This is a genomic window from Suipraeoptans intestinalis (assembly GCF_009696485.1).
Lineage (GTDB): Bacteria > Bacillota > Clostridia > Lachnospirales > Lachnospiraceae > Suipraeoptans > Suipraeoptans intestinalis.
Map to the genome: position 1 here is coordinate 1,080,969 of NZ_VULY01000018.1, position 15,348 is coordinate 1,096,316.

Sequence of the window (15,348 nt, forward strand, 5' to 3'; positions counted from 1 at the left end):
GCCCGGTTCTGAGATCGCAAACGATACCTTTCGGGATTCGCCATGACGGCCTACCTCTCACAGATACTTACGCTTTGTCCTGCCACTTCTGCACGAAGGCACAAAAAGAAACAGGGGATTTTCTTTCTGTCGGTTCTCCCTGTCCCCGGAAATCTCCCCGGATCCCATACCGCTTTCACAAAATACCCTGTTTCCTACCTCTTGTCTCTGTGAACACGTTTTTACAGCGATATTTTTACGTCTTCACAGTCACTTGCCGTCAGCCGGCCTTTCTCTGGCTTTCGCTTGTTATCCGCTGTTTACCGCCGGCTTCTTTTTCCGAACCGTCCTAGAACCCGGTCAGCCGGAACAGCATCAGTTCATTTGCTGACCCATCCTCTCTTTCCTGTGTTACCAGAAGCAGCAAAGATCCATCCTCCAGTTTCTGCATATCTTCCAGCCACGGATAACTGGTTCCGAAGATTTTTGACGTTTCGATGGAGCCTACCGACGTCCCGTCCTTCGCCCAGAAATGGATCCTTCTCATATTTCCGTCGGTTGCCACAAATCCATTTCCTGTCTCTGCCATGCCGGTAATGTATCCCAGCCTATCCGGATCGCTGCTCTGCTCTCCTCCCAACTCCACTACCTGATTGCCTTCATAATCGTATACGATGATCTTGGTTTCCGTCTCATCACTGTCTGCCGCTTTCTTCTTTCCTGCTACCATAATATAATTTTCTGTAATCTGCACATCGTCCAGCATCTGGAACGGTCCCTGCCTGCTGGCATCATCATTCAATCCGCTTAAGATCCATGGTTCTGCTGTCAGTGCCCCGCTCTTATTGGTGACCTTCATGGGGTCGCTGTTGACCCAGAAGCTGATCCCCCATTCTCCGGAAGGATGCATATTAAGATCCCCCTTGATGGTCGTCTGCATTGCCTGCTTTCCGTCTTTTATGCCAATCACCTCGAACACACCCTGCGCCACATACAGCATTCCACTGTTATCTGTGGACAGATATTCATAGTCTGTTTCCAGCTCCAGGGAATCTTCCTTTACCAGTCCCTTTTCTTTATATTCGTAGGTAGTCAGCTTGTTTCCAAGCAGATGGAACAATTTTCCGTTCTGATGCACAAATTTATGCTTCATGATCTCCTGTGTTCCCTCTTTTCCGTCAAACGGAATGTATTCCGGCTGAATGGTATAGCTTCCCACCATCTGCTCAGACAACTTTGGCTGGAAGGCTTTCCCGTCCCAGGGCCACGGCGCTTCTTTGTTTTTCTCTCCCTTGTCGCTAATCACGATTCCTTCTATCAGTTTCTTGATCTTTTTGTTTTCCTTATCTCCGGACACCTCGATCCGGTAGGAAACTCCCGTCTTTTCATGTCGATACAGATAGACGTCTGTGTCGTTCTGCTCCGAGGACGCCCTTGCAAATTCTGCATTTCCTGCCGAAATCCCTTTTACCTTTCCATCGGCATACTCCCTTAGATCTACTTTCCATTCCGCAAGTTTTTTCCGAAAGGTGATCGCTTCTTCCTTTTCTCCTGTAATGCGGATGCGCACATCGGACTCCTCCCGGGTGCTGCCATCATATAGCAGGAGATTTCCATACCCTTTCTCCTTTTTCAGTTCCTCTTTATCGTACTTCCATCCTTTTGGATAATACACGGTAAAAACTCCTGCCTCTACTTTTTCTCTGTCTTTCCATTCTTTTTTTGTCTGCTTTGCCGAATCCTTCTGTTCCGTTTCCTTTTTCTGACTGCATGCTACCGGCAGGATCAGACACAGGATCAGGACAGCCCACCACAGACACCGTTTGATCTGTTTCATAAAATCCCTCCTCGTTTTTCTACTTCTATTTTCCCTGCTGGACGCGTATTAAGAGCTCTTAATACAGTGGAAGGTGTAATAATCATCTGCATTACTGTAGGAAACTTCCAATGTCTGATCTTCCAGGATCGTCACATAAATGGCCGGTTCCTCTGTCTCAATGGTACAGTAGCCCAGCGCAACGGACCATTTGAAATCTCCTATCTCCTGTCCTTTATAGATCACGGATACCTGGTGATCTTTCTTAAAATTCAGTCGCAGCCCGTCGTTGATGTTCTCCACACCTTCCATGGTGGTCTGGGGACCGTCTCCCAATATTTCCTCCACGCTGTCTGACATCCACTCGCCCAGCATGGCTTTTTCTTCTTCGCCCATGTACAGAGAGGGATCCATGGCATCCGTTCCGTCCTTGGCAAAAATGACCTTGACTCCCATCCCCATCATATTCTCAAAGGTGATACTGTCTTTCCCCAAGGTTCCTTCCATCTTTTCTCCCTCAATGGTCAGGGTAAACTTATCCCCGTCTACCGACCACTTCCCTTTTCCCTTGTCTTTTCCGATGGTCACATCTGCTTTCCCACCGCTTTTTGCCACAAACTCAAATTTGCCGCCGAAAGATTCTTCTACTGACACCTGCACGCCTATCATTTCTCCCAGGATCGCTACCCATTTCCCTTCATAAGGACTCTTTTTCCCCTGTTTTCCTCCTCCGCAGGCAGTTAGCCCTGCCATGCTGATCACCATCGCTATCACCAATATCATACTGACCTTCTTTTTCATATACGCACTCCCTTTCTTTTTTTCAGCTTCTACCCAGCTTCTGCGCTCTGCCTATTTTCCACCGGAAAAATATGGAGTCAAAAGTTCTGCCACGTTGCTGATAGGCATGGTTTGCAGGATGACCTTTCCAGGTCCTTTTACTACCGTATTAAAGACTCCTTCTCCGCCCAGCAGCATATTTTTTGCTCCTTTTACCGCAACCACATCCATCGTGCAGGTATCCTCCATGGCTGCCAGATAGCCTGTGCTGACCACGATCTCCTGCCCTGCTTTTAGTTCATATTCCACTGCATGCCCGTCAATTTCCACAAAGGCTGTTCCGTTTCCGGTCAGTTTCTGCATGACAAAACCTTCTCCTCCGAACAATCCCTTGCCCAGCTTTTTCTGAAAATGCATGGATAGCTCCACTCCCGCTTCCGATGCCAGAAATGCACTTTTCTGCACGATCATGGACCTTCCCATCCGGATGTCCAACGCCTTGATGGCTCCCGGAAAGCTGGAGGCAAATGCGATCATTCCGTCTCCCCCTTCCGCCGTAAACCGATTCTGGAAGATGGCTTCCCCCGACAGAAATCTTCCCATCATTTTTTTCATCCCGCCTCCCGATGTGGTTTCCATTTTCATGTTGGGACTCATCCAACTCATACTCCCACTTTCTGTGATCATACATTCTCCGGCTCCCAGCTCGCACACTACAACCGGAAGATTTCCTCCTAAAATTTCATACTTTTTCATAACAACTCTCCTTTCTTCATCCTACAACACTCCCTTTTTCCCCCAGTTTCCTGGCACATTGTTCGCACATATCCAGATCTTCACATGCCATAAAACACTCATCACACACCCACCTGCCGCAAATAGGACACCTACTGAACAGCCTTTCCCCCACCTGCAACGCCGCCCTTTCTGCTTCCTGTTTTTCTCTCTCATAGAGGGCTACATAGACCACTTTTTTTCCTTCTGTTATAGGAGACGTATGCATCTTGGAAAACGGTATCTTCCGGCTCTTCCAGGTCTTCCCGCAATTTTCACAGGTCACGGCAAACTGGAAGCCATCCTCCTGTGAGCAGTCTTTCAATAGATGTTTGAAATCCCTCTGCACTTCTTCACCCCCTTTTTCCTTGACGACTCCGGGTCAACGCGTTTGTGCTTGATGACTTTATTTTATAAATCGCCTCTGGGAAAATCTATGGTTCCCGGTCTACCTTTTTCCTTCTTTCGAGAAAGCCTTCTAAAAAGTAAACCTGGTCTACCATGCAAAAAGCACAAAAACCAAAATTGATTTTTGTGCTTTTTGCTGTGTATTCCCTTTTTTCTAACGATTCTCCCGCCCTGCAGGAGCCATCCTCCTATGGCAGCTCCCCTTCTTCGGCTCTGCCTGTTCCCCGTATCTCTTCCGCCTGCTCTATACTTCCCAACTGCTGTTGCTCCAGACAACCGCACCTGCGAAACAAGTCTAAATACACGGTCAGTTCATCATTAGAAGAAACTTTTAATTTTCTATAGATATTTCCATTGTGCTTTTTTACCGTACTCATGCTGAGAAATGCCATCCCCGGTATCTGCGACACCTCATACCCTTCCAGATAATATCGAAAAATATGATACTCTGCCCGCGTCAGACTTTTTACATTTTCTGCAAATTCCGCAAAAAGTTCCGCGATATTTGGCGGCAGATCTCCTTTCTCCAGGGGACGTTTCTGCTTTGCCAGACGTTTGCACAATTCCTCCAATTCTGCAATGCTGTAGGCTTTTCCTTCTTTTGCGATCATACCCTCCCCAATATCCTCAAAATCTCTGACAATGGGTTTCACAAAACTATTGGAAAGAATCCCCGCCAGGATCAGCATCACAACTGTAAATCCCACCGCTGCCGCCATCATATAGTTCCTGCTCTTCTGGATATACTGGTCACACCCCTGCCGGGGAAGCAGGATCGCCGCGGCCCACCTTTCTCCCTTTTCTCCCGGCAGTTCCATCTCTTTTTGTACGCCGTAATACTCCCCGTCAGAAGACTGATACAGACTGTAGTACTGCTTCTGTTTTACCCGGAAAAGAGACTCACTGTTTTTCAGCCAGGTACCGTCTCTATCTCCTGACATCCCTTTTTCCAATCGCAGCCGTTTTCCGTCGGTTGGCGCCAATACCGTCACGGCAGACCCGTAGGAACTGCTTTCCGCCGGATATTCCAGATTAAAATGTACCTCGTTCAATTCGATCCCACACACACCGCACACCTCTCCGGTGCTGATCCGAATGGGAATCATCAGAAGGATCACATCCTCCCAAGTATTTTTCAGCTTACTCTTCTGGGTCCAGTAATAGTCTTCCTGTCCCGTTTTTTGCGCCGCCATCCAGCTTCCGGGAAGCTCATCCGTCTGAAACTCCATGTTCCAGCGATTGTGCAGCTCCAGCCCGTTTTCTCTCGCAACTTCTGACATTCCGCGAAACAAAATCGTTTCCGGAGTCAGCACCACATTGCTGCTGACATTGATCAGCCGCAGATAAACTCCGCTTTTTGATTGTTCCGCTCCGGGAAGCTGGGTATTGACTGTCGCATTGACGACTGCAAATGCACCGCTGCTCCTTCCCAGGCGGATCGTGGTGTTCAATTCCTTGTACAGCATCTTCTGCACTTCCAGCAGTTCCTCCGGATGGTCGTTCAGATCCGAAACGGTCAGCCCCTTTTCTTTCAGGAGATATTCCAGGTTCTGCCCCAGCCCTCTGGAAAGCTGCAGCCCATAGCCGGTATACTCTTCCAGTTCTTCTGAAACTTTTTCATAAGAGCTTTGCAGTTGCTGCTCCATCGTTTGGGCGATCTGCTGTTTTGTTTTCAGCGATCCGCCAATCGCTGCCAGCATCAGCAGAACGATCCCCAGCGCGGCGAAGATCAGGCTGACCAGGTAAAGCATCAATCTCCCCCGCATCGTAGTCTTTCTATCTCTGAGAAGGCGCAGAAGCTTTCCTAACTCTCTCCATCTGTTTCTCATAGTCCTTCCTCACTTGTCCCCTATGGCATCGCATCCTCCAACTCCTGCAGCGCCTCTTTCTTCAGCTTTTCTACGTCCCCTTCTCCTTTTTGCCATTTCAAATAAGCCGAGCGCAACTGGCTCCTGGTGGTTTTTTCAAAGGTCTGTTCCTGTTCCAGATAAGACGCCAACTGAGGCGCCGTGTAAAAGCTGTAAGAGGCCTGTGTTTCTATAAACGCCTCATAAAGACTCTTGTATTTGGGATTTTTCAGATCTTCTATGGCCTTCGGAAGATACTGGAAAGCTGCTTCTGTCACCGGCATATACCCTACGCTGGTAACAAATTGAACATTGATTTTTGGTTCTGTCAGCCATTTTAAAAAGACCACTGCGGCAGCTTCTTTTTCCGGCGTGGATTTTACTGTGCAAAACCCTGCTCCCCGCTGCATCACCATTTTTTCCCCCTCCGCAAAACAGGGAACCGGTCTTGCGACCACCTGAATAGGCTCTGAGTGATTGTCCGGATAGGTCACAATATCTTCGTAGTAGAGAACACTTGCCGAGGACGCTACGCTGACGATCACGTCTCCCGTCCGCAGAGGCTCTGTGGCGTAGCCTTCCTGCAGCCATACCCCACCTTGTACGGCGGCATCGGCATAGGGTTCCCACATTTTCATAAATCCGTCTCCATAGGCAATCTGCTCTCCGTTAAAAAAGTCCTCTCCCAAAGACGCCACCCCTACCTGGGCGTAATTGAAATGATAGTCGTGGACAAAAAACGCCTTGCCGTCTCTTTCTACCTCCGGCGTCTGTGCATCTGTCCATTGGTAGTACATTTTAGACATTTCATAGAGTCCCTCCCAGGTGTCCAGCTGTTCTATGGTTGCGCCGGTCTCCGCCGCAAATCGGTCAAACAGAGTCTTATCCACAAACAGGATCTCCGTAGACTTTGCCACCGGAAATACCACAAGACGCCCCTCCACCTTTCCTTCTTCCAGAAAGGACGGGATGTAGGCAGCCAATTCTTTTTCCGTAAAGTAATCCCTGTAATCCACCAGACATTCCGGATCCGGCATAGCCAGAACTGTTTTGGGATAAGAAATAAACAGATCCGGCAGTTTGGCGGCTCCCGGTTCTTTTTTCGCTGCCCGCAGCACGGCGTCATGAATATTGTTGGTGTTGGACACCACCGTCACCTGCAGCTTGATCCCTTCCTTTACTCCCACCGTTTCGTTAAATTCCTCGATCAACCCGTTCAGCGGAGAGTCTGTCTGTCCCCCGTATACATGCCACACCGTCAATGTGACCGGTTCTCTCCTGCTTTCTTTTTCCCGGCAGGCAGTCAGCGCCAGTACACATAAAAAAGCAGCTACCGCTCCGCCGCAGATCCACGTTCTTTTTCTCATACATTTCCCCCTTCTTGCCCCTGCATTTTTTGCAGGGAAACTGCCAAGCCCTCCATCCTCCTATCAGTATCCACACATTTATCAAGTATGCCCGGTAATTATTTGTCTTTTTTCTGTTTATCTTTCTTATTTTTTATTATATCGTCGTGTTATGATGTTGTAAATATTTTTATCTTCATAAATCAGATTATGTCGTTCTTTTTTCTCTTTTACTCTGTAATTTTTATTTTCCTTTTTCTTTCCTGTAACTTCCGCCAGTGGAGCGACTTCCTTTGTTTCCTGTTAAAAAAGGCCCCAAAAAGACTTTTGTCTTCTTGAGGCTCTCTCTGCTATATTTCTATTGTCCGACAGAAAAATATGGGGTCAAAAGCTCTGCCACATTACTGATAGGCATCGTCTGCAGGATCACTTTTCCCGGTCCTCTGACCACTGTATTGAAGATCCCTTCCCCTCCCAGCAGCATATTTTTTGCACCTTTTACCGCTACGATATCCATGGTACAGGTATCTTCCATTGCCGCCAGATAGCCTGTGCTGACTACGATCTCCTGTCCTGCCTTCAAATCGTATTCCACCGCATGTCCGTCAATTTCTACAAAGGCTGTCCCGTTTCCACTAAGCTTCTGCATGACAAAGCCTTCTCCTCCAAACAGCCCCTTTCCCAGCCTTTTTTGGAAGTACATGGATAATTCTACCCCTTCCTCCGACGCCAGAAATGCGCTTTTTTGTACGATCATGGATCTTCCCGGACGGATATCCAGCGCTTTGATGGCTCCCGGAAAGCTGGAAGCAAATGCGATCATCCCGTCTCCGCCTTCTGCCGTAAACCGATTCTGGAACATGGCTTCTCCTGACAGGAATCTTCCCATCATTTTTTTCATGCCGCCCCCCGACGTGGTTTCCATCCTCATATTGGGACTCATCCAGCTCATACTTCCGCTCTCTGTGATCATGCATTCCCCCGCGCTCAGCTCACAGATGACCACCGGAAGATTTCCTCCTACGATTTCATATTTTTTCATCACAAGTCTCCTCTCTCTTTGTTCTTTCTTCTGTTTTCCTTTTTCTTTTCACGGCTTCCTTTCTCTCTTGCCTTGCAGGCTTTCCCCTTTTCACCGCTAAAACAGAATTGATTTTATTATATCGCTGTACTATTTGCTTGTAAATATTTTGTTCCTTTGGGCCTACATCTTGAACCTGCCTCTGTGGATCCGGACCTGCCTCTGTGCATCTTGAACCTGTATCTGTGTATCCGGATCTGCACCTGTACTGTTACTCAGCCTCTCCATCTGCATACTGCCGAAGCAGCCTTTTGGCCTCCTGCTCCATCTGTCCCGCAACCTCCTTGGGCGACAGGATTTTCACCTGTTCTCCCAGAGAAAAGATCCATCCTAAAAACTGTTTGCTGATATGAACCTGCACCTGTACCGTAAAATGCTTCTCATCCACCGGGATCAGGCGCACATCCTTTCCAAACCGGTCCATGATCACTCCTGCCAGCTCGTTGTCCACCAATATTTTTACCGTCTCTTCTTTTCCGCCGAACATCCCGAAGCTTTTTCTTGCGTAATCCGCCATGTTCAGCTTTTTAAAACAGCTTTTCCCCTCCCTGTCTTCCTCCGATGCCCGGATATGCAGCATCTTATCTACCCGGTAATGCCGGACCTGCTGCGGGCCGGAGTCAAATCCGATCAGGTAATAGTTCTCATCGTCCCAGGACAGTCCCCAGGGGCTGATATGGTACCAGTCGCCGCCGCGCCGCAGTTCCATTTCCTTCTTCACATTCCACTGATAGTATTGAAAATAAATCTTCTTGTTGGTAGAAATCGCATGGTGAATGGCGTCCACCGTATAATAGATGCTTTCGTTCATGGTCTTGATCCGCCCCGAAACATATACCTGGCCCTGAAGCTTCCGCGCTTCAAACTTGCTGACCAGCTTTTCCAGCTTTCGGATCAAAGCATTTGACTTTTTTTCTGTAATAAATTTGGAAGACTGTACCGCATCTACCAGAAGCTTTAATTCCGGCAGCTCAAAAGGACGATCCACCACATGATAATGATACCGGTTGCCCATCGGTTCTCCTTCTACCTCCAGCCCCAGCACTTCCAGATCCCTCAGATCTGTATAAATACTTTTTCGATCTGCCGTGATCCCATACGCTTCCAGAGCCTTTAAGATTTCCGGCATGGTAATATAATGCTCCTCGTCCGTACATTCCAGCATGATCTGCGCCAGTCGGTACAATTTAAACTTTTGATTCGCCCCCTTTGGCATGGCTACGTTCTCCTTTTTCGCTATAGGATCTCCGACTTCCTGCAAACCTTACCTGCGCTGTCCGGAATACCTCCCATCTTCTGTCTCGCCGGTCTTTGCCTCGCAGTTTCTTTCCCTTCCAAGTATTTCCGGCCCATTGTGTACAGATTCATAGACAGCCCGAATCTTTTCATGCATCCTTCTCAGGCTGTATTTCTCTTTTATCCGATCCCGACTCGCCTGGCTGTCTGAAGCAGTCCAGGCAGACGGGTGGCTACTCTGAAGCAAAGCCTCCGCCAGTCCCTCCACGTCTCCCGGTTCCAGCAGAATCCCCTGTTCCGATTGCACAAGCTCGGGAATTCCTCCCACCGTCGTACTAATGATCCTGTTTCCGGCCGCCATCGCCTCCAGGATGGCCATGGGCAGCCCTTCATTGTAGGAGGGCAGCACAAGCGTTCTGACCTCCTGAAGCAACCGGATACGCTCCTCCCCGGAAACCCAGCCCAATACCTCTATCTTGTCTGCAAGCCCTTTTTTTGCGATCAGCTCCTTGATCTCCTCTATGTCTCCATCCCCCGCCATAAAAAGATGAAGCTTTGGCCTGCTTTGAACAGCCCTTTCCATGGCTTCTACCAGATCATAGGCGCCTTTTCGCTTTCCCAGTCGTCCAAGAAACAGCAGATTCTCCGCCTTTCCCCGTCCTACCATAGAAGGAGCATACTTATCCGTATCCACCCCGTTTTCAATGACACAGATCTTCGCCAGTGGAAATTTCTGACGAAAATAGCGATACCAGCTGTCAGACAGCACCAGCACCTGATCGCAGGCATTCCAGATCCTTGCCACCCTCTCTTTTTTTCTTCGAGAAAGCCCTTCATAAAACGCTTTGTATTCTGCGCCATGCACGTGAAGAATGACTTTTTTTCCTCTTTTTTTCAACGATCGGATGTAATACCCTTTTCTAAAGGTGCTCCCTCTGGTTGCCATGTGTATATGAAACAGGTCGTATGTTTCCACTGATCGAAAAAATCGAAGATAGGCTCTGACGGAGTGCCAAAGCCGCTTAAAAAGAGGGCCGTCACAGCAGGAAGCATAGGCATCTATCTCATAGCCTTCTGCCAGCAGAGAGCTGTCTGACAGGTTTTTCAAGACCGTCGCCATCCCGCCATTACTATATGTTTCTGTAGGGCCAATTTGTAACACTTTCACTAAACTCATTGTTTTATACCCGTTCCCGATCCGGATGCTCCCCGGACCATCCCAGCGGCGGCATCGTATCTATCTGGTACAGATCTGTGTTTGAAATTTCAAAATCGAAAATATTGAGATTTTCCACCATCTTTTCTTTCTGAGACGCCTTTGGGATCGACGCAAACCCTCTCTGATATTCATAGCGCAGGCAAAGTTTCGGAACGCTGACCCCATACTTTTCTGCCAGATGTTTCAACAGCACATCCTCAAATAATTGTCCTCGTCCGACTGGTCTGTAAGCCTGCACAAAAATCCCCTTTTCACGGCAGTAGCAAACGGCAGCTTCCTGCATATGTCCCGGATGGATCTCCAGCTGGTTCAGCATCGGGGTGATCTCACAGCACCCCAGAAGGTTTTCAATATGGTGCGGCAAAAAATTACTCAATCCGATGGCATGGACTTTCCCTTCCCTGTACAGCTCTTCCATTGCCTTCCAGGTTTCCGCATCTATCTGCGCCCAGTCAGCGTCCTCCGGGGAACGAAGCGGCCAATGGATCAGATACAAATCTATATAATCCGTATCCAGTCTTTCCAGAGACTGATGAAACGCCTGTCTGACATTTTCATATCCCATTTCTGTTTTCCATGCCTTTGTGGCAATGACAAGTTCTTTCCGGTCAATTCCGCTGTCACGGACAGCCTTTGCGATGTACTCCTCCGTCTGGTAAAAAGAAGCGGTATCAAAATACCGGTATCCTGCCTCCAGAGCAGTACGGATCACATCTGCCATGTCTCCTTCTGCCGCCTTATAGGTCCCAAATCCAATTGCCGGAATCTGCACTCCATTGCTCAATTCAAAACACTTCATATCGCCGCTCCTTTTATTTTTCCTCTGTTTGTATCATAACATTGCCCCTCTGGGATCCCTGCTACCGTACCGGCCCTTGATTTCGGCAGGTGCTTTCCTGTATTCCATGTTTTGCCCGCTTTTTCTCTGTTCTTTCGCCCGCTCCTTCGCTAGGGCTTTTTCGTCAGAGTTTCTACATCCTTAGCCCTTCCGTTTTCTCCGCCGCTTCCTCATTTCTTCGCTAAGGCCTCTTCGTCAGAATTTCTGCATCCCCAGACACGATCCTGGCATTTGTCATGTATCCCGTTTCTTTTCTCTCCCTCATTATAGGGCGAATACCCGTAAATTGCAATTTCTTCCCTGCTATTCCATGCGATTATTACGATCAGGCATTCTCCAATATCACTACGGTTCATCGCGCGTTGGAAAACATATTCCACCTTTCTTTCCACAACGTGTCAGAAAAAGCATCGCCTCAAAAAGTGCATTAGAAAAATATTGAAAACAGCCGGCAGCACACGAAACATAATCAGCGCCGAAACAAGAATCTTTCTGTGCTTTCACTAATTTCTGTATACTCTGCAAATTATGCCTCTTTGCGTTACCAGGATCACTTTGGCTTTGGCTGTGTCTTCCATCTTGTCATACAGTCGCCCTGCGCTGATACACTCTCCTATCACGGTATACGGGCTGTTTGCCACATATCCAATCTTTCCAAGCCCCTCCATCGTTACCTGGATCGCTTCTTTGTCGTATTCGTTCTCCGGTTCCTTTTTCAGCGTCAGCTTTGTTCCTTTTTCCAAAAAATCCGAGCCATAATAGTGCTGCACTCCGGCCAATGTAACATATAATTTCTCCATTTTGAATTCCTCCTGTTTTCTCATATTCTACATATCTTCCATCCATTCCCGGTAATCCGCTTCACTTGCAAAAAACTGGTATCCTCCGTTTACGTAACCCATGTACCCGTCCTCTGTGTTGTATCCTTTCATGGCTTCCTGCTCCTTTCTTTTTGGTAAGATCAGATTACCGGATAAGCTGTCCAATAAAAACCCCACCTTCGAAAAGTCCCCGTCACATAAATGAATGTTTAAGCACATAAATGAACATCACTGTCATTGATAAAACTTTCACCTAAAAAGTGAAAAAAAGCCTTTGGTTTTTCAGAATTTTCACTCTTGTTTTTTTCTTCAAACTTGCGGGATTTTAGTAGACATTCGGGAAGAAAGTGGTATGATTCATATGTTGACATTTCTACTTTTATTATGCGATCTAAGAGGATAACTGTATGGATTACAAACGTATTTTACAAGGAATTCTTGACATTGGAGAGTCAATGTTGAAAAGCGGTGCTGAAAACTTCAGACTGGAAGACAGCCTGTACCGAATGTGCAGGAGCTATGGATTTAAACACAGCGACGTATTTATTATCCCAAGCAATATCCAGATCACCATAGAAACTCCGGAGGGTGAATTTTTCACCCAGATCCGTCATATTGAAACCACAGATATTGACTTTGACCGGCTGAATTACCTTAACAACCTATGCCGGTACGTGTGCGCCCATACGCCCGATGAGGCGGAGCTTCGCCAAAAATATCTGGAAGTCATCCATCGTCCCAAGCAGCATCCTGCGGCCCCCTATTTTGCCGGTATCATGGGCGGAACAGGATTTGCCGTATTTTTTGGATGCAATTTTATGGATGCAATCGTTGCCGTCATCGTTTCTCTGATGATCATCGTGGTCGGCAAACAGCTTTCTAAACTGGAAAACAATCTCATGATCCACAACATGATCTTGGCATTCCTGTCAGAATCCTTCATTCTTCTTACGGCGCGCTTCGGGATCGGAAACCATCCTGACCGGACCATGATCGGAATCGTGATGCTGCTGATCAGTGCGCTGGGAACCACCAATGGGATTCGGGATCTTCTGCAACGCGATTTTATATCTGGATTCATCAATATTATGAACTCTTTTCTGGGAGCTGCGGGGATTGCCTTCGGCACCGGTTTGTCTATCCTTTTGTTGCACGGAGTATCCTCTGATGGTTTCATCCTGAACCCCAGCATCCCGATCCAGTTGATCTCCTGTACAGTTGCTTGTACCGGATTTGCGCTCCTGTTTAAGATCAGAGGGCGTCAGGTGCTGTATTCCAGCGTCGGAGCCTTCTTTACCTGGGCAATCTATCTTCTGGTATTTTCTGTCAAACCCAGCAACTTTCTTGCGACACTGGCTGCGGCTGTTTTTGTTGGATTTTACGCCTTCATCATGTCCCGACTAAACAAGGCGCCTTCCACCATTTTCCTGACAGCCTCTGTATTCCCGCTGATTCCGGGACCGAACCTGTATTATATGATGTACGGTTGTGTCAGCAGAGATCTGAATCTGGCCTTTTCAGAAACGATCGTTTTGTTGGCTACCTGTTTGGCCATTGCGTTTGGCTTCATCATTGTAGACATGGTTGCCCGCTATTCCATGTTTGCCCTGCGGCGGGACTACCACATCGGCAAAACCTTCGGCCGAAACGCCCAGAAAAGAAAAAAGAAGTCGTAGAAGCACTCCTCCTCTCTTCCTGACAGACAGACCATGTCGCTGCTTAGGAGGGAGGAGTTTTGTTCGATTTCTCAAGGACAGCTCATTTTACAGTTTTCCCTTTATGCCTTCCTTTGGGATAGAAAAAGGAGTGCTGCTTTACAGATGATTATCCACCTGCTCTGCAGCACTCTTTTTATTACTGATTTTCTGTTAATGCAGTTCGTTTACTTCTTTGATAACTGTCGAGTCTGTGTTCAAAGAAGCTTTAGCGTCGGTTTCCCGCCTTCTTATACTTATTCCGATTTTGCAGTATATTCTGCATAACCTTCGGTTTCCAATTCAGCCGTCAACTTGGCCAAATCTTGTGTTTCATAGCCTGAAACTTTATTGGCTGTTTCCAGGTCAAGTGAATTGTCCGAGTTGACATAGTAGCAATACCCATAGTAAACATATTCAACCGTCGTATCGGAATACTTAGAGGCAGTTGTTATCTTGTAGACTGTCACAAGGTAAATCTGTCCGGAAGCCGAATCATCATAATAGTCTGTTTGATAAGAAATGTAACTCTTCTGATTTTCAATCGTATAAGTCGTATAGCTTGAATTTTCATAGTTAGATTTGGCATAGGTGTCATTTTTAGCAAGAGCATCGGAAATATTGCCAATTTCCGTGATTGCAGCCAATCCTGAAACCTTGACTTCAAAGGTATCTGATTCTAATTTCTCTCCTTTTTGTTCCAATTCGTAAAGATAACCTGGAGAAGCAACTAATTCAACCGTATCACCATTCTTCAAATTATTCATACCTTTACTGTCAGCATAGGTTAAAATCGTCTCTCCATCCTCATCTTTCGGCAGTTTTAAACTTCCATAACCATCAAAGCCAATAAACGTGACAGGATATTTTTTCAGGAAATCTTTCGTAGAAATCTTTTTAATCGCATCCAGCCCTTTAACTTTGAACTTTTTCGTCTCCTGTTTCACAGGTGATTTGCTCGAACTGGTCTTAATTCTAAGAACAACCGTGTCTCCGTTACTCAATTCAGAGGTTTTATCAAATTCGTAACTAACACTGTCAATCATTGCCATGGCTTTGGAATATTTACCACTTAAGTTCGAGTTTGAGGCAACTTCTGCTAAAATAACCGAATCATCATTAGCTAAATTTTCCACATTTTTCACATAACATCTCCTCTTCCCTGTTCCAAAAAAGGCACCTCAAAAGCCCCCGCTCTTGAGATACCTTTTTCACTTCCCGTCGTCCGCCCTAGATGTCCCTCTCGTCCAATGCTACCTGATACTTTTCCAGGATCAGTCCCTGGATCCGCTCTCTCGTCCCCGCATTGATGGGGTGTGCAATGTCCCTGTATTCCCCGTCCATCGCCTTCTTGCTGGGCATTGCTATAAACAACCCCTTTTCACCTTCGATTACCTTAATGTCGTGTACAACGAATTCATCATCCATGGTTACGGAAACCACTGCTTTCAGCTTTCCCTCCTTCGCCACCTTACGTACTCTTACATCTGTAATCTGCATCTTCTCTGC

14 protein-coding genes are annotated in these 15,348 nt (G+C 47.1%); 1 reads left to right on the forward strand and 13 read right to left on the reverse strand.

Going from position 1 to position 15,348, the window contains the following annotated elements; all coding sequences use genetic code 11:
- Nucleotides 1-328: 328 nt before the first annotated feature.
- The 11 genes from FYJ34_RS05820 to FYJ34_RS05870 form a co-directional block, all read right to left on the reverse strand.
- Nucleotides 329-1,816, reverse strand: coding sequence for a hypothetical protein (locus FYJ34_RS05820; protein WP_154476988.1), 1,488 nt, complete (start codon nucleotides 1,814-1,816; stop codon nucleotides 329-331).
- Between the two features lie 48 nt (nucleotides 1,817-1,864).
- A complete protein-coding gene (locus FYJ34_RS05825) occupies nucleotides 1,865-2,596 on the reverse strand; it encodes a hypothetical protein (RefSeq protein ID WP_154476990.1) in 732 nt (243 codons plus the stop codon).
- A gap of 51 nt (nucleotides 2,597-2,647) precedes the next feature.
- A complete protein-coding gene (locus tag FYJ34_RS05830; protein ID WP_154476991.1) occupies nucleotides 2,648-3,331 on the reverse strand; it encodes a TIGR00266 family protein in 684 nt (227 codons plus the stop codon).
- A 16-nt stretch (nucleotides 3,332-3,347) separates the two neighbouring features.
- A complete protein-coding gene (locus FYJ34_RS05835) occupies nucleotides 3,348-3,698 on the reverse strand; it encodes a hypothetical protein (RefSeq protein WP_206671422.1) in 351 nt (116 codons plus the stop codon).
- Nucleotides 3,699-3,945: 247 nt separating this feature from the next.
- Complete coding sequence (locus FYJ34_RS05840) at nucleotides 3,946-5,586, reverse strand: response regulator transcription factor (RefSeq protein ID WP_154476993.1); 1,641 nt, start codon at nucleotides 5,584-5,586, stop codon at nucleotides 3,946-3,948.
- Nucleotides 5,587-5,606: 20 nt separating this feature from the next.
- Nucleotides 5,607-6,971 (reverse strand): extracellular solute-binding protein, encoded by a 1,365-nt coding sequence (locus tag FYJ34_RS05845; protein ID WP_154476995.1) that lies wholly within the window; start codon nucleotides 6,969-6,971, stop codon nucleotides 5,607-5,609.
- Between the two features lie 337 nt (nucleotides 6,972-7,308).
- A complete protein-coding gene (locus FYJ34_RS05850; protein ID WP_154476997.1) occupies nucleotides 7,309-7,992 on the reverse strand; it encodes a TIGR00266 family protein in 684 nt (227 codons plus the stop codon).
- 250 nt (nucleotides 7,993-8,242) lie between these two features.
- Complete coding sequence (locus FYJ34_RS05855) at nucleotides 8,243-9,247, reverse strand: helix-turn-helix transcriptional regulator (protein ID WP_154476999.1); 1,005 nt, start codon at nucleotides 9,245-9,247, stop codon at nucleotides 8,243-8,245.
- Nucleotides 9,248-9,295: 48 nt separating this feature from the next.
- Nucleotides 9,296-10,375, reverse strand: a complete 1,080-nt coding sequence (locus FYJ34_RS05860) for a glycosyltransferase family 4 protein (RefSeq protein ID WP_173017063.1) — start codon at nucleotides 10,373-10,375, stop codon at nucleotides 9,296-9,298.
- 73 nt (nucleotides 10,376-10,448) lie between these two features.
- A complete protein-coding gene (locus FYJ34_RS05865) occupies nucleotides 10,449-11,285 on the reverse strand; it encodes an aldo/keto reductase (RefSeq protein WP_154477003.1) in 837 nt (278 codons plus the stop codon).
- 542 nt (nucleotides 11,286-11,827) lie between these two features.
- Entirely contained in the window at nucleotides 11,828-12,124 is a 297-nt protein-coding gene (locus tag FYJ34_RS05870; RefSeq protein ID WP_154477005.1) for an HIRAN domain-containing protein, read from the reverse strand.
- A gap of 428 nt (nucleotides 12,125-12,552) precedes the next feature.
- Between FYJ34_RS05870 and FYJ34_RS05875 the strand changes: the two genes are divergently transcribed.
- Nucleotides 12,553-13,821: a threonine/serine exporter family protein gene (locus FYJ34_RS05875; protein ID WP_154477006.1), complete on the forward strand. Its 1,269-nt coding sequence runs from the start codon at nucleotides 12,553-12,555 to the stop codon at nucleotides 13,819-13,821.
- A 275-nt stretch (nucleotides 13,822-14,096) separates the two neighbouring features.
- Here the strand turns inward: FYJ34_RS05875 and FYJ34_RS05880 are convergent, their stop codons facing one another.
- Both FYJ34_RS05880 and spoVG read right to left on the reverse strand, forming a co-directional pair.
- Nucleotides 14,097-14,984: a hypothetical protein gene (locus tag FYJ34_RS05880; RefSeq protein WP_154477008.1), complete on the reverse strand. Its 888-nt coding sequence runs from the start codon at nucleotides 14,982-14,984 to the stop codon at nucleotides 14,097-14,099.
- 85 nt (nucleotides 14,985-15,069) lie between these two features.
- The gene (spoVG, locus tag FYJ34_RS05885) at nucleotides 15,070-15,339 is read right to left on the reverse strand and encodes a septation regulator SpoVG (RefSeq protein ID WP_154477010.1); all 270 of its coding nucleotides are present in this window, start codon (nucleotides 15,337-15,339) and stop codon (nucleotides 15,070-15,072) included.
- Between the last annotated feature and the right edge of the window lie 9 nt (nucleotides 15,340-15,348).

Coding starts and splice junctions, on each gene's coding strand:
- FYJ34_RS05845 (WP_154476995.1), bottom strand. CDS start 6,971: ATGAGAAAAAGAACGTGGATCTGCGGCGGAGCGGTAGCTGCTTTTTTA.
- FYJ34_RS05865 (WP_154477003.1), bottom strand. CDS start 11,285: ATGAAGTGTTTTGAATTGAGCAATGGAGTGCAGATTCCGGCAATTGGA.
- FYJ34_RS05825 (WP_154476990.1), bottom strand. CDS start 2,596: ATGAAAAAGAAGGTCAGTATGATATTGGTGATAGCGATGGTGATCAGC.
- FYJ34_RS05855 (WP_154476999.1), bottom strand. CDS start 9,247: ATGCCAAAGGGGGCGAATCAAAAGTTTAAATTGTACCGACTGGCGCAG.
- FYJ34_RS05870 (WP_154477005.1), bottom strand. CDS start 12,124: ATGGAGAAATTATATGTTACATTGGCCGGAGTGCAGCACTATTATGGC.
- FYJ34_RS05830 (WP_154476991.1), bottom strand. CDS start 3,331: ATGAAAAAGTATGAAATTTTAGGAGGAAATCTTCCGGTTGTAGTGTGC.
- FYJ34_RS05820 (WP_154476988.1), bottom strand. CDS start 1,816: ATGAAACAGATCAAACGGTGTCTGTGGTGGGCTGTCCTGATCCTGTGT.
- FYJ34_RS05850 (WP_154476997.1), bottom strand. CDS start 7,992: ATGAAAAAATATGAAATCGTAGGAGGAAATCTTCCGGTGGTCATCTGT.
- spoVG (WP_154477010.1), bottom strand. CDS start 15,339: ATGCAGATTACAGATGTAAGAGTACGTAAGGTGGCGAAGGAGGGAAAG.
- FYJ34_RS05875 (WP_154477006.1), top strand. CDS start 12,553: ATGGATTACAAACGTATTTTACAAGGAATTCTTGACATTGGAGAGTCA.
- FYJ34_RS05840 (WP_154476993.1), bottom strand. CDS start 5,586: ATGAGAAACAGATGGAGAGAGTTAGGAAAGCTTCTGCGCCTTCTCAGA.